The sequence below is a fragment of the Crossiella sp. CA198 genome, from assembly GCF_052078295.1.
Classification (GTDB): domain Bacteria; phylum Actinomycetota; class Actinomycetes; order Mycobacteriales; family Pseudonocardiaceae; genus Crossiella.
Genome location: NZ_JBQJIM010000015.1, coordinates 78,884 through 92,782, shown reverse-complemented (window position 1 = coordinate 92,782; position 13,899 = coordinate 78,884). Strand labels below are relative to the sequence as shown.

At 71.3% G+C, this 13,899-nt stretch carries 14 protein-coding genes; 9 read left to right on the top strand and 5 right to left on the bottom strand.

What is annotated here, in order from left to right; genetic code table 11:
* Positions 1-46 precede the first annotated feature (46 nt).
* The 3 genes from ACTOWY_RS25090 (at position 47) to ACTOWY_RS25080 (ending at position 1,981) form a co-directional block, all read left to right on the top strand.
* Entirely contained in the window at positions 47-718 is a 672-nt protein-coding gene (locus tag ACTOWY_RS25090) for a TetR/AcrR family transcriptional regulator (protein WP_441312123.1), read from the top strand.
* Between the two features lie 118 nt (positions 719-836).
* Positions 837-1,478 (top strand): GGDEF domain-containing protein, encoded by a 642-nt coding sequence (locus tag ACTOWY_RS25085; RefSeq protein ID WP_441312122.1) that lies wholly within the window; start codon positions 837-839, stop codon positions 1,476-1,478.
* Positions 1,475-1,981 (top strand): phosphoribosyltransferase, encoded by a 507-nt coding sequence (locus tag ACTOWY_RS25080; RefSeq protein ID WP_441312121.1) that lies wholly within the window; start codon positions 1,475-1,477, stop codon positions 1,979-1,981. Before ACTOWY_RS25085 ends, ACTOWY_RS25080 begins: the two co-directional genes overlap by 4 nt.
* A gap of 161 nt (positions 1,982-2,142) precedes the next feature.
* Here the strand turns inward: ACTOWY_RS25080 and ACTOWY_RS25075 are convergent, their stop codons facing one another.
* Complete coding sequence (locus ACTOWY_RS25075) at positions 2,143-2,979, bottom strand: LysR family transcriptional regulator (protein ID WP_441312120.1); 837 nt, start codon at positions 2,977-2,979, stop codon at positions 2,143-2,145.
* A 370-nt stretch (positions 2,980-3,349) separates the two neighbouring features.
* On the opposite strand from ACTOWY_RS25075, the gene ACTOWY_RS25070 reads away from it, so the two are divergent.
* Genes ACTOWY_RS25070 through ACTOWY_RS25060 form a run of 3 tightly spaced genes read left to right on the top strand, consistent with a single transcriptional unit; the run spans position 3,350 to position 6,599 of the window.
* A complete protein-coding gene (locus ACTOWY_RS25070; protein ID WP_441312119.1) occupies positions 3,350-3,685 on the top strand; it encodes a winged helix-turn-helix transcriptional regulator in 336 nt (111 codons plus the stop codon).
* A gap of 2 nt (positions 3,686-3,687) precedes the next feature.
* Entirely contained in the window at positions 3,688-5,235 is a 1,548-nt protein-coding gene (locus tag ACTOWY_RS25065) for a BTAD domain-containing putative transcriptional regulator (protein WP_441312118.1), read from the top strand.
* An 8-nt stretch (positions 5,236-5,243) separates the two neighbouring features.
* On the top strand, positions 5,244-6,599 hold the full coding sequence (locus ACTOWY_RS25060) for a hypothetical protein (protein ID WP_441312117.1): 1,356 nt from the start codon (positions 5,244-5,246) through the stop codon (positions 6,597-6,599).
* 871 nt (positions 6,600-7,470) lie between these two features.
* On the opposite strand, the gene ACTOWY_RS25055 is transcribed toward ACTOWY_RS25060, so the two are convergent.
* Positions 7,471-7,944, bottom strand: a complete 474-nt coding sequence (locus ACTOWY_RS25055; protein WP_441312116.1) for a MarR family winged helix-turn-helix transcriptional regulator — start codon at positions 7,942-7,944, stop codon at positions 7,471-7,473.
* 105 nt (positions 7,945-8,049) lie between these two features.
* Here ACTOWY_RS25055 and ACTOWY_RS25050 point away from each other — a divergent pair, with 105 nt between their 5' ends.
* Both ACTOWY_RS25050 and ACTOWY_RS25045 read left to right on the top strand, forming a co-directional pair.
* Positions 8,050-8,604 carry a YceI family protein gene (locus ACTOWY_RS25050; RefSeq protein WP_441312115.1) on the top strand — a complete coding sequence of 185 codons (555 nt, stop codon included), beginning with the start codon at positions 8,050-8,052 and terminating at the stop codon, positions 8,602-8,604.
* A gap of 52 nt (positions 8,605-8,656) precedes the next feature.
* A complete protein-coding gene (locus tag ACTOWY_RS25045; protein ID WP_441312114.1) occupies positions 8,657-9,427 on the top strand; it encodes a pirin family protein in 771 nt (256 codons plus the stop codon).
* Positions 9,428-9,791: 364 nt separating this feature from the next.
* Here ACTOWY_RS25045 and ACTOWY_RS25040 read toward each other — a convergent pair whose 3' ends face one another.
* Together ACTOWY_RS25040 and ACTOWY_RS25035 are read right to left on the bottom strand one after the other, a co-directional pair.
* Positions 9,792-10,370: a TIGR03086 family metal-binding protein gene (locus ACTOWY_RS25040; RefSeq protein WP_441312113.1), complete on the bottom strand. Its 579-nt coding sequence runs from the start codon at positions 10,368-10,370 to the stop codon at positions 9,792-9,794.
* A gap of 122 nt (positions 10,371-10,492) precedes the next feature.
* Positions 10,493-12,469, bottom strand: a complete 1,977-nt coding sequence (locus ACTOWY_RS25035; protein WP_441312112.1) for a S8 family peptidase — start codon at positions 12,467-12,469, stop codon at positions 10,493-10,495.
* Between the two features lie 329 nt (positions 12,470-12,798).
* Here ACTOWY_RS25035 and ACTOWY_RS25030 point away from each other — a divergent pair, with 329 nt between their 5' ends.
* Positions 12,799-13,593 (top strand): alpha/beta fold hydrolase, encoded by a 795-nt coding sequence (locus tag ACTOWY_RS25030; RefSeq protein ID WP_441312111.1) that lies wholly within the window; start codon positions 12,799-12,801, stop codon positions 13,591-13,593.
* A gap of 50 nt (positions 13,594-13,643) precedes the next feature.
* Here ACTOWY_RS25030 and ACTOWY_RS25025 read toward each other — a convergent pair whose 3' ends face one another.
* The gene (locus ACTOWY_RS25025; RefSeq protein ID WP_441312110.1) at positions 13,644-13,868 is read right to left on the bottom strand and encodes a hypothetical protein; all 225 of its coding nucleotides are present in this window, start codon (positions 13,866-13,868) and stop codon (positions 13,644-13,646) included.
* Positions 13,869-13,899: the final 31 nt, after the last annotated feature.

The window sequence follows — 13,899 nt, the reverse complement described above, 5'->3', positions numbered from 1 at the left end:
CGACCAGCTCTGTTGGGGCAGACAGGCAGCCGAGCGCGGAGGAACGATGGACACTCCCCTGGAGCACAGCACGGTCCGCCGCCCGTGCGGGCCGCGGCGCAGGCGGATGGCCCCGGCCGCACGGCGGGCGGAGCTGGTGGAAACCGCTATCCGGGTGATCACCACGCACGGGGCCGGGATCAGCATGGACCAGCTCGCCGCCGCGGCCGGGGTGAGCAAACCCCTGCTGTACCACTACTTCTACGACAAGGCAGGCCTGCTCAAGGCCGCGGGCGAGCGGGCAACCGAGCTGATGCTGGCCCGGCTGCGACCCGCGCTGGCCGAGCTGCGCGGGGTCGGCGTCCGGGAACGCTGGATCCACGGCGCGGTGGAGGCATACCTGGCGGTGATCATGGAACACCAGTGGCTGTACCGGTTCACCATGAGCAACGCGGCCAGCGGCAAGTCCACCGCCCCGGATCCGATCATCGCCGCGCTGGCCGACGTGCTCGGCGAGATCCCCGGCCTGCGCCCGTCCCCGCCACCGGACCCGGTGCGCTACGCGCTGGCCGGGATGGTGCAGGCGGTCTGCCACTGGTGGCTGGAACACCGGCGGCCGGGCCGGGCCCAGCTGCTGGCCCAGCTCAGCCGGATGATCGAGCACACCGTGGCAGGCATGTCCGCGCTGGCCACGGTGGAATCGGCGCCCGTCGAGCTGCCCAGCCCGCAGACCGGATAGACGTCCGGCAGTCCCCCCAACCGACGTCTGTCCACCCCAGGCGGCGAGGGACCGTGAAATCCCACCGACCCGCGAGGTCCCTCGCCGCCTGGTCCCAACGAACATGGGTGCCACCGGGATGAACCACCGACAGAGCAGGCCCTCGGCCCGCTGCCGCTCCTGTGGACACGAGCCACGAGCCTGGGCCACCGACAAGCTCACCGGACTGCTGGACCGCTGGGGCTGGGACGCCGAGGCCGGTCGCGCACTGGCCGCGGCCCGCCGCCGGGACGAACCCGCCGCGCTGGTGCTGCTGGACCTGGACCACTTCAAACGGGTCAACGACACCCTGGGCCACCCGGCAGGGGACCGGGTGCTGCGCGCGGTGGCCTCGGTGCTGCGCCAGGTCACCGAGGCCGACCCGGGCGGCGCGGGCGCGGTGCTCGGCCGCTACGGCGGCCACGGCGGCGACGAGTTCCTGGCCTTCCTGCCCGCTGGCGACCTGGCCGCCGCGGCCGGCCTGGCCGGCGCGCTGCGCACCGAGGTGCGCGCACTCCAGGTCCCGGCCCGCACCGTGCGCGGCCCGCGCACCATCACCGACCTGACCGTGTCCATCGGCCTGGCCGAACACCGCCCCGGCACCCGCACCCGGCTGGCCGACCTGGTGCTGGCCGCCGACGCGGGCCTGCTGGCCGCCAAACGCGCGGGCCGGGACCGGGTGCGCGGCGCGGAGCCCACCCTGCGCCGACTCGCCTGGGATGAGCGAGGATTGCCGGCATGACGGCAGCACCGGAGGACCGGGAGAACCTGACCTACAGCCTGTTCGGGGACGCGATCCGCGACCTCGCGCAGACCATCGCCGACAACGGCTACGCCCCGGACATCATCCTGTCCGTGGCCCGCGGCGGCCTGTTCGTGGCAGGCGGCCTGGGCTACGCGCTGGCGGTGAAGAACCTGCATGTGATGAACGTCGAGTTCTACACCGGCGTCGGCACCACCCTGGACATGCCGGTCATGCTGCCGCCGGTGCCCAACGTCATCGACCTGTCCGGGGCGAAGGTGCTGGTCACCGACGACGTCGCGGACACCGGCAAAACGCTCAAACTGGTGCACGACTTCTGCGCCGACCACGTGGCCGACGTGCGCTGCGCGGTGATCTACGAGAAGCCGCACTCACTGGTGAAATGCGAGTACGTGTGGCGGCACACGGACAAGTGGATCAACTTCCCCTGGTCGGTGCTGCCCCCGGTGGTCAGCCGGGCAGGCCAGGTCCTGGACGCCTGAGCCGAACAGCTCAGCTCCCGCGCCGGTGCTCGCGGCCATCGCTCCGCCCCACCCGCGGCCGTGCTCCGCCCAGCACCAGCGATCGCGGTGGCCGCGTCTCGCCGCCACCGCGATCCCAGCCCAGCCCAGCCCCGCCCGGCCCAGCCCGGCCCGACCGCGCCCTACGGCCAGCGCGCCGTCGTGATCAGCTGCGTCAGCGCCGCCGCAGGCCCATACCCGGCCCGCCGCCCGCCCAGCACCGCGAAATCCACCTCCGCCAGCGGCGGCAGATCCGCCTCCACCGGCACCAGCCCCTCGGGCACCACCGACCGCGCGAACACCGCCACCCCCAGTCCGGCCAGCGCGGCCGCCCGCAACCCGTTCAACCGGTCGCTCCAGCACCCGATCCGCCATTGCATCCCCCAGGCCCGCAACGCCTCCAGGGCCCGCGCCCTGGTCAGGCTGGGTTCCGGGTACAGCACCAGCGGGATCGGCTCGTCCTTGGTCAGCCGCAGCCCCGGCCTGCCCACCCACAGCAGGGGTTCCCGCCACAGCAGGTGGCCGTCGGCCTCGGTGCGGCGTTTGGCCAGCACCAGGTCCAGGCCGCCCGCGGCCAGCCGGTCGTGCAGCACACTGCTCAGCTCGACGGTCAGTTCCAGGTCCACCAGCGGATAGGTCTCCCGGAAACGCTGCAGGGTGGCCGGGAGGTGGCCCAGCACCAGGTCCTCGCAGACGCCAAGGCGTATCTTGCCGCGCAGTTCCGGGCGGGCGAAATAGGACATGGCCAGGCGTTCCTGGTCCAGGATGTTGCGCGCGAAGCCGATCAGCGCCTCACCGTCGCCGGTCAGGGTCACCGAATGGGTGTCCCGCACGAACAGCTGCCTGCCGGTGACCTGCTCCAGTCTGCGCACGTGCTGGCTCACCGTGGACTGGCCGATGCACAGCCGCCGGGCCGCCTCGGTGAACCCGCCGGTCTCGGCGACGGTGAGGAAACTCCGCAACCACACCGGGTCAAGCACGGGCTGGTCCTGTCACGTTCGGCACGACACCGGCCTACCACGACGGGCGGGACGTGGCAGGCCGGTGCGCCGGCACGCACATCCGCCGGCGGCTGGGGGCCGTCGGCGCGATGGCCTCCGGGATGACGGAGAGCACCGGTTCCGGGTGGCTGAACGCACGGACATGCTGCTCAGCGCACCGGTGACTCCGAGGTCGTCACGGGGCGTCACCGTCCGGGAAGAGACATCACGCTTGACCCCTTCGCGCCAACCCCTTGCGGTTCACCTGCACGGGTCATCCTGCCGCCGCACCGGCCCTGCGGAAACAAGTCGATCATGATCACTGTTATCGCGAAGCCCGATAAGAGGGCGGCGCACTACCCTGGAGGGCATGGCCGAGGACTGTCCCGACCACCGGAGCTGCGACGGCGCGCTGGTCCGGGTGTTCGGGCTGCTCGGGAAGCGCTGGAACGGGGTGATCATCGGCACCCTGGCCACCGGCTCGGCCGGATTCGCCGAACTGCGCCGGGCCATCGGCGGGATCAGCGACTCCATGCTGTCCGACCGGCTCACCGAACTGGCCGCCACCGGACTGGTGCGGCGCGAGGTCAAGGACGGGCCGCCGCTGTCGGTCTCCTACCACCTCAGTCCCCGCGGCGCGGCGCTGCTGCCCGCGCTGGACGCGCTGGCCAAGTGGGCCGCCGAACACCTGCCAGCCGACTGCTGAGCATGCGCTTCGGTTTCCTCGGCCCGGTCCAGGCCCACCAGGACGACGGCACCCCGGTCGACCTGGGCGGCCCCAAGGTCCGCACCCTGCTCGCGCTGCTGGCCGCCGAGGCCGGGCGGATCGTGCCAGCCGAGGCACTGCTCGACGGCCTCTACGCCGACACCCCGCCCGAGGGCGCGGCGAACGCGTTGCAGTCCCAGGTCTCCCGCCTGCGCCGGGTGCTCGGCCCCGGACTGGTCGAGTTCCACCCGACCGGCTACCGGCTGGCCGTTGACCCGTCCACAGTGGACGCCCACCGGTTCGCCGCACTGGCCGCCGACGGCCGCGCCGCCCTGGACCGCGGCGAACACCTGGCCGCCGAGGAAAACCTCACCGCGGCGCTGGCCCTCTGGCGCGGTGAGCCACCGGCCGAACTCGGTCCCAGCCGCTGGCCCGAACTGCACCTGACCGCGATCGAGGACCATGCCAGGGCCGCGCTCGCCCTGGGCCGCCCCGGCCTGGTCCCGGCCCTGCGCGAACACCTGGGCGCGCACCCGCTGCGGGAACGCCTGTGGGCGCTGCTGATCCGCGCCCAGCTCGCCGACGGCCGCCCCGCCGAAGCCCTGTCTGCCTTCGAGCAGGCCCGCACCCGGCTGGCCGAGGAACTCGGCGCCGACCCGTCAGCCGAACTCGCCGAGGCGCACCGGCTCGCGCTACGCGGCGACGACCGGCGGGTCACCCCGCTGCCAGCCCAGCTCACCAGCTTCATCGGCCGCGCGGACGAACTCACCCGGGTCCGCGCCCTGCTGCGTGAGCACCGGCTGGTCACCCTCACCGGTCCCGGCGGCGCGGGCAAGACCCGGCTGGCCATCGAGGCCGCCGCGGACACCCCGGCCTGCTTCCTCGCCCTGGCCCCGCTCACCGAGGGCGCCGACCTGCCCCGCGCCCTGCTGGCCGCGCTCGGCGCGCGCGAGGGCGCGCGGGATCCACTCGACCGGTTGCGCGCCGCGCTGGCCGATCGGCCACCCCTGCTGGTGCTGGACAACTGCGAGCACCTCATCCAGCCCGTCGCCGAGCTGACCGCGGACCTGCTGCGCGCCAACCCGGCCCTGCGCGTGCTGGCCACCAGCCGGGAGGGACTCGGCATCACCGGCGAGGCCCGCCACCCGGTGCCCAGCCTCGAACCCCTGGCCGCGGCCGCCCTGTTCACCGACCGCGCCCGCGCCGCCGACCCCGGCCACGACCCGGCCGCGCACCCGGACCTGGTCGAGGGCATCTGCCAGGCCCTGGACGGCCTGCCACTGGCCATCGAACTCGCCGCCGCCCGCGTGCGCACCCTGCCGGTGGCCCAGATCGCCGCCCGCCTCGACGACCGCTTCGGCCTGCTGGCCAGGGGCGAACGCACCGCCGCCGCCCGGCACCGCAGCCTGCGCGGCGTGGTCGAGTGGAGCTGGGACCTCCTCGATGGCCCCGAGCGGGTGCTCGCCGGACGGCTCACCGTGTTCGCCGGTGGCGCCACCCTGCCCGCGCTGACCGAGGTCTGCGCCGTGCCGACCTGCTCGGCGCGCTGACCGGCCTGGTGGACAAGTCCCTGGTCACCAGGCACGGCGAGCGCTACCGGATGCAGGAGACGATCCGCGCGTTCTGCGCCGAACGCCTCGCCGACGCCGGCGAGACCACCCGCCTCCGGCACGCGCACGCCCAGCACTTCCTGGCCCTGGCCCAGCAGGCATCGCCCAGCCTGCTGCGCGCCGAGCAGCTCGACTGGCTGGCCCGGCTGGACGCCGAGCACGACAACCTGGTCGCCGCCCTGCGCTGGACCATCGACACCGACCAGCCGACCGCGCTGCACCTGACCGCGGCGCTCGCCCCGTACTGGTGGCTGCGCGGCCGCCGCGCCGAGGGCGCCCACCTCACCGGCCCGCTGACCAGGCAGCTGGGTGCCACCGCCGCGCCGGACCTGGCGGATGAGTACGCACTCTGCGTGCTGACCACCGCCTTCGGCACCCCGGACCAGACGCACCTGCGCCCGCACCTGGCCGAGGTCCGCCGGGTGATGGAAGCCCGCACCAGCGCGCCCCGGCAGCCCCTGCTCTGGGTGCTGTGGGCCGTGGTCGCCGGGCCGCCCGCGGACACCGAGGCCACCGCCCGCCAGTACAGCGCGATGTTCACCGCCGACCCGTGGAGCCGGGCGCTGCGAGACCTCAGCACCGGCGTGGTCGCGGTCTACCGCGGCGACACCGTCACCGGCGAAACCCACCTGCGCACCGCGCTGTCCAGGTTCCGCGCCCTGGGCGAACGCTGGGCCACCATCCAGGCCCTCGCCGACCTCGCCCCGCTCGCCGAACGCCGCGGCGACCGGGACCACGCGCACGAGCTGTACGCCGAAGCCATCACCCTGGCCCAGGAACTGGGCGCCACCGAGGAAGCCGCGGACCTGCTCAACCGCCGCGCCGCGGGCCACCTCGACCACGGCGACCTGACCGCCGCCCACACCGACCTCACCCAGGTCGCCATCCTGGGACGTCAGGCCGGGGCGCCGGACTGGGTGGCCACCGCGCAACTCGGTCAGGCGGAACTGGCCCGCCGTACCGGCGACCTCGATACGGCCCGCACGCTCTGCGCACAGGCCCTGGCCGCCAGCCCACCCGGCGCGTTCGCCACCGAGGAACTGCGCTGCCGATCCCAGACCACCCTGGCCCGCATCGAACTAACCACAGGTCACCCCGAAACTGCAAAACGCCTGCTCACAGAGGCATTCACGGTAGCGGCGGCGCGCGGCAACCTCCCCCTGCTGGCCACCGTCCTGGCCATCCTGGCCGACCTCACCGGCGACCCGGACCTCCACCAGGCCACCACCGCCCTCACCACCCCGGCCCCCACCCCGCAAGCCGCCAGCACCGCCCTAACCCTCGCCGCCCACCACCTCACCTGACCCCATTCAGCGTGTTGGCCGTTATGGACGGCGAGTTGGCCGTTATGGACGGCGAGTTGGCCCAACTCGTACGCCACGTTGGCCGTTGTGGGACGGGGCGGGACGGGGCGGAGGGGTGAAACCCCCACGACGAGGGCTCTCGCGTGTTCTCCGTACGGCCTGGAGCATGCAGACCACACCTCGCCGAGTGGCCCCTGCAACCTGCCGCCGCCCTAGCCTCCCAACGCGACGGGGGCCGCTCGGTGAGGTGTGGTTGGCTGGCGGAAGGCTGTGCGGAGAACACGCGAGCCCTCGGAGCCACGCTGGAACCAGCTCCGGCAGCCCAATCCCCGCCCCGCAACCTGCTCGTCCCGGGGTTTGATCTGCCCCACCCCTCCGGTGGTCTGCCCGGCCGGCGAGGCCATCCTTTTTTGATCTTCGGGTGGACAGTCAAGAGCGAAGATCAAGGGCGTCCTCGCCGGACGGGCAGGAATCAAAGGATGGGGGGAAGAACAAGAGCAAAGACGAAGAGCAACAGCAGTGCTCGTGTGCGGTTCCCCATCCCCGTCAGCCCTCCGATACCAAACCACATCCTGGGCAAGCGGCCCGTTGCGGTTGGGCGGGCACGCGGAAGCAGGTTGCAGGCCGCTTGCCCAGGATGCGGTGTGTCCTCTCCAGGCTGACGGGGATGGGGAACCGCTCAGGGAAGGTTTTCGAAAAGCCACCCCCGCCGCCTGTCCCGGGCTTCGCCCGACCGCAGTGCCTACGGCGTCCCACAACGGCCAACCCGGCGTACGAGTTCGGCCAACTCGGCGTCCACAATGGCCAACTCGGCGTACGACAACGGCCAACACTCGGAGAGTTATTGGAGTGTTGGCCGTTGTGGGCGGGGTTACTCCTTGGGGCAGTTCGCGGTCTCGATGTTGGTCAGGATCTGCTCGCACAGCGCGGTCAGCTCGCGCACCTGGCCGTCGTCCAGCGCGTCGAACATCAGCCGTCGCACCACCGCCACGTGCCCCGGCGCCGCGCCCTCGATCGCCGCCCTGCCCTGTTCGGTCAGCTCGATGAACGAGCCGCGCCGGTCCTCCTCGCAGCCCGCCCTGGCGATCAGCCCGCGCTTCTGCATCCGGCCCAGCTGATGCGAGACCCGGCTCTTCTCCCAGTTCAGCTGCTTGGCCAGTTCCAGCACCCGGATCCGCGGCTCGGGCAGCTCGCTCAGGTTCACCAGCACCTCGAACTCGGCCAGGGACAGGTCCGATTCGGCCTGGAGCTGGCGGGCGATGCGCACGGTCAGCTCGGCGTGCACGCGGATGAAGGCGCGCCAGGCCTGCTGCTGGGAGTCATCGAGCCATCGGGTGTCGGTCACGGCACCCAGTCTAGCGGAATAGTTGACACATCAACATCGGTTGTGCAGGATGTAGATGACACGTCAACCAGCCGACGTGGCCAGACCTGAACCAAGGAGCACACCATGACCTCCACCCTCTCCCTCAGCGAGCTGACCGGCGACTACGCGATCGACGCCGCGCACAGCCGGGTCGGTTTCGTGGCCAGGCACGCGATGGTGACCAAGGTCCGCGGCGCCTTCAACGAGTTCGACGGCCGGATCAAGGTCGACGGCGACAACCCGGCCAACTCCTCGGTCGTGGTGACCATCAAGGCCGACAGCATCGACACCCGCAACGCCCAGCGCGACGAGCACCTGCGCGGCAGCGACTTCCTGGAGCTGGAGAAGTTCCCGCAGATCCAGTTCGTGTCCACCTCGGTGGCCCAGGACGGCGAGGACTTCGCGCTCACCGGCGACCTGACCATCAAGGACGTCACCCGCCCGGTGACCATCGACTTCACCTTCGAGGGCACCGCCAAGGACCCGTTCGGCAACGTCCGGGCCGGTTTCGAGGGCTCCACCACGATCTCCCGCAAGGACTTCGGCATCACCTGGAACGCGGCGCTGGAGACCGGCGGCGTGCTGGTCAGCGACAAGATCGTGCTCGAGTTCGAGGTCTCCGCGGTCCGCGCCGCCTGACCGTCCGCTTCGGACAGTCCACATCGGACGACTGACTCGAAAGGAAAGAAGGATGACGAGTACGCTGAGTCCCCGGACCGATATCCGGCGCGCTCGCGACCGGTCGGCCACGAAGATCGACTGGCTGGACTCGAAGCATTCCTTCTCCTTCGGGCGCAGGTACGATCCGGCCAACACCCACCACGGACTGCTGCTGGTCAACAACGACGACGTGGTCAGTCCGGGCACCGGGTTCGACACCCACCCGCACCAGGACATGGAGATCGTCACCTGGGTGCTGCGCGGTTCGCTCGTGCACCAGGACTCCACCGGTCATTCCGGGGTGATCTACCCCGGCCTGGCCCAGCGGATGAGCGCGGGCAGCGGCATCCTGCACTCGGAGAAGAACGACTCCTGGCGCCTGCGGGGCGGGGTCGAACATGTCGATCCGGTGCATTTCGTGCAGATGTGGGTGGTACCGGACGAATCGGGGATCACGCCGGGCTACGAGCAACTGGAGATCGACGACCAGTTGCTCGCCGGCGGCCTCGTTCCGGTTGCCTCCGGAATGGATCGGCACCAGGGCGAGTCGGCGATCCGGATCAAGAACAAGTACGCCGCACTACATGCCGCCCGGCTCAGTCCCGGGCAGTCCGTGACCCTGCCGGAAGCCCCGTTCCTGCACCTCTTCGTGCCGCGCGGGGCGGTCACACTGGAAGACTCCGGCGTGCTGGCGACCGGTGACGCGGTGCGATTCACCGCCACCGGCGGCCAGCGCATCACCGCCACCGAGGACGCCGAGATTCTCCTCTGGGAGATGCACGCGACACTCGCGAGCCAATAGTTCACATATACGAATGCAGCCGGTGAAGACGGCGGTTTCACCGGCTGCATTCTGGTCCGTCGGACTTATTTCACACCTTACATTAACCGCGCGCCTCGTTTCGACCCCAACAATCCATGCAAAGGATTGCCCGCACACAATGGACAGATTCTCGTAAGAAATCCTTTGCCCAGCCGGGATCGGGCTACCTTCGGTCCGCCGCGCCGACCGCCTGCCGCGACCGCCCTGGCCAACCCCGATGCCCAGGTCGCCACCAGCGGGAACCGGCTGCCGCGCACGGTGGCCACGACGTCCACAGTGGACGATTTGACGCCAGTGCGCACCACACCCGGTTTCCGCCGGGCGCGACATCACCCCCTGGCACTCAGCCCGCAGGCGCCCACCGCGGATCCCGGCCGCTGAGTCCGAGTAGCCGGTCCAGCGGGGACGCGTCCCCGGCCACCTCCACCGCGGGCCCGAACAACCCCTCGGTGCCCTCCGGTCCGGAGAACGGCTCGACGAAGACCAGCGCCGCGGCCACCTCCGCGTCCGTGGCCAGGTAGTCCTGACCGGTGGCGCGGGCCACGTCCCAGCCATGCACGATCAGCTCGTTCAGGGTGACCTGCCCGGCCATCTCGCCGGGCATGTCCAAGCCCCCGGCCTTGGTCATGCCGGTCCAGGCGGCCGGATCCCGCCAGGCCACGACCAGTTCGCCGAGTTGCGCCGCGATGGTGCCGCGCCAATCGGGCGAGAGCCGGGCGGCGTCGCCGTCGGGCACCAGGTCCTCGCTGGGTTGCTTGCCAGCGGCCTGGGTGAAGGCGAGCGCGAGCGTGCCGATGTGCTCGATCAGGTCACCCAGCCGGTAGTTCGCGCACGGCGTCGGCCCGGCCAGTTGCGCATCGGTGACGCGGGCGAGCAGCTCCGTCATCCGGGCGGCGGCGGCACCGTGGTCGATCATGGTCATCTTGTCCTCCCCAGGGTGTGGTGCGCGCCACTCAACCACACCCCGCTGACACCGGACTGTCAGCGGCCTGCCGCCCGCTCCGGAGAGCGGACGGCAGGCCGGGTTCAGTCAATCCAGGCTGGTCAGAAGCCGTAGATCCGCCAGCCGAAGCTGGTGGTGCCCTTGGCCCCGCCGGCGTCCGTGCCGGTGACGGTCACCGTGTACGTGCCCGCCTTGGTCGGCGTGCCCGAGATGCGACCGGCAGAGCTGATGGTCAGACCGGCCGGCAGGCCCGCCGCGGTGTAGGTCAACGAACCACCCGCGGTGCTGGACCCGCTGAGCTGCAGCGGGGTGACCGCCCAGTTCACGAAGCCCCACTGGTCGCTCGGCTTGGTCACGGTGACCGTGCCGCCACCACCGTCGGAGGTGACGGTCCAGCCGAACTTGGCGGTGCCGGTCTTGCCGTCGGCGTTGGTCACCGTCACCGTGACGCTGCTGCTGCCCGCGGCGGTCGGCGTGCCGGAGATCAGGCCCGAGGTGGAGTTGATGGTCAGCCCGGCGGGCAGACCGCTGGCCGCGTAGGTCAGCGCCTTGCCGCCCGCGTCGGTGGCCTTGATCTGCAGCGAGGCGGCCTGGCCGACCTTGCCGCTCTGGTCACCGGGGCTGGTCACCGAGACCGGGCTGGCCGGGCCCTCCACGGACTCCTTGGCGTCGACCAGGCCCTCACCGTAGAAGGAATTCTTCGCGGTGCTGCCGATGCAGCGGGTCTCGCCGGAGGGGCAGGCGATGTCGTTGGCCTGGGCGGCCAGCTTGGCCCGCAGGTCGGTGGTGGTGATGCCGGGGTTGACGCTGGCCAGCAGCGCGGCCACGCCCGCGACGTGCGGGGAGGCCATCGAGGTGCCGGACTTGGAGCCGTACTGGCCGCCGAGCACGGTGGAGTAGACGTTGTCGCCCGGCGCGGCCACGTGCACCTTGTCGGTGCCGTAGTTGGAGAAGGAGGACTTAACGTTGCTGCCGGTGACCGAGGACACCACGACCACGCCGGGCATTTCGGTGGGCAGGCTCTGGCAGGCGTCGGTGATGGTCCGGTTGACCGGGGTGGAGTCGTTGGGGCTGGTGCTGTCGGTGGTCTTCTTGGCCAGGTTGTAGTTCTCGTTGCCCGCCGCGGCCACGTTCAGCACGTTCTTGCCCTCGGCGTAGGCGACCGCGCGCTTGACGCCTTCCAGGATCGCGGCCTGGTCGTTGTCGGTGGGGCAGGCGAACAGCCACGGGTCGGTGTAGTAGCTGTTGTTGGTGACCTGCAGACCCTTGTCACCGGCGAAGACGAAGGCGCACACGGTGTTCTCCGGGAAGAACAGCTGGCTGCCCGCCTCGGCCACCCGCACCGAGGAGATCTTCACCCCTGGCGCGACGCCGACCATGCCCTTGCCGTTGCGGGCCGCGGCGATGGTGCCGGCCACGTGCGTGCCGTGGTCGCCGACCGGGCGCCAGGAACCCTCGCGGGTGTCCAGCTTGCCGTAGGCGCAGGAGGCCGACTTGCCCGCGTCGAAGTTCGGCTTGAGGTCGTAGTGCTGGTCGTCGACGCCGGTGTCCAGGACGCCGACGGTGACCGAGGCGGAGCCGGGGTTGATGTCCCAGGCCTTGTCCGCGCCGATCTGGGTCATGTCGGAGCGGTTGGTCTCGGCCGCGGTGGGCGTGGTCTGGCTGGGCGAGGGCGGGATCGCCGGGTTGGCGGCGGCCGCGGGCACGTCGGAGGTGCGGGTGGCGCCGACCTTCTGCACACCCTGGGCCGGGCGGACCTTGGCCGCGAAATCGGCGTCGGTGGAGTGCGCCACGATGACGCCGATGGCGTCGTAGGAGGCGTAGACGGTGCCGCCGTTGCTGGTCACGGCGGTCTTACCGGCGGCGACCTGGCTCGGTTCGGTGATCACGAAGTAGGCGCGCAGCCCCGCCTGCTTGTCCACCGGCACCGGCTGGGCCGGCTTCTTGCCGGCGATCTCCACCGGGGCGGGGCCCGGCGTGGGCCCGGGGGCGCCGATGGCCAGCGCCGGGGTGATGACGGCGGCGCCGACGCCAAGGGCGAGGGCTAATGCCGTCCGCCGCAGGGGAAACCGTTTCACGTCAGGGTCCTTTCGCAGGGGTGTCCGCCGCCACGGCGCGGGGCACGCGATCGGGTCGGAACGTAATCCGGAACACACCGGACCCGGTAGGGCGCTTTGGCGACACTGGCCGGATCCCGCCACCCGCCCTTATCGACATCAACGCCCTGAGCTGCGGCGATAGCAGCATTCTGTGGCAACAAACGGAAAAACCCGCCCCGCCTGGCCGCAACCCCGCGCACCCGATCGGCCGCACCCGGGGTGTTGACAGCCAGACCGCGGGTGCCTAGTGTCCCCACCAGACAGAACGAACGTTCTTTCTCGAAGTCCCGCCAGTACCGGAGGAAGTCATGTCCCGCCGTTTCTCCCTGCGCACCAAGCTCTTCGCCGCCACCCTGGGCGTCGCCGCGTTGTTCACCACGCTCGCCCCGGCCGCGGCCGGCGCCGAGGACAGCGGCTTCGGCGGCCCCAAGCCCACCATCGTGCTGGTGCACGGCGCCTTCGCCGACGCGGGCAGCTGGAACGAGGTCACCCAGCGCCTGCAGCGCAACGGCTTCCCAGTGCTCGCGGTGGCCAACCCGCTGCGCGGCGTGGCCACCGACTCCGCTGCCGTCCGTCAGGTCGTGGACAGCGTCAAGGGCCCGGTCATCCTGGTCGGCCACTCCTACGGCGGCACCCTGATCACCCACGCCGCCGCGGGCGACAAGGACGTCAAGGCCCTGGTCTACATCGCCGCCTTCGCCCCCGCCGTCGGCGAGTCCGCTGGCCAGCTCTCCGCGGGCGGCAAACTCGGCCCGGACACCACTCGCCTCCTCGGCAACGACCTCTACATCAGGCCGGAGAACTTCCACGAGGTCTTCGCCGCCGACCTGCCCCGCCGCACCACCGCCCTGATGGCCGCCACCCAGCGCCCGATCGACGCCAGTGCCCTGGGCTTCCAGGCCACCGCCGCCGCCTGGCAGGACATCCCCAGCTGGTACCTGGTCGCCAAGCAGGACAACGCCATCCCGGCCGACTCCCAGCGCGCCATGGCCGCCCGCGCCAAGTCGCACACCACCGAGGTCAACGCCTCACACGCGGTCTCGGTCTCCCGGCCGGACGCGACCTACGCGACGATCCTGGGCGCGGTGCGCGGCACCCGCTGACTTCCGGACTGACCGAGGCGCCCGTTGTCCCGCAAGGGAGAGCGGGCGCCTCAGCCGTGTTCGGAGATCAGCCGTTCCAGTCGCTCGACCACGGTCCGCCACTCATCCAGAACCTTCTGGGGCAGGTTCACCGCGCTGGCCCGGCCGTGCAGCACATCGCTGGTTTTGGCGTAGACGTGCCTGCCCAGCCGGATGAGCCCGATCGCCTCGGTCCACCGCGACTCCGGCACACACCCCAGCACGAAGTTCAGCCGTTTCCCGATACTCGTGTTCACACCGGGGACCACAGGCTGGCAAACCTGGTCG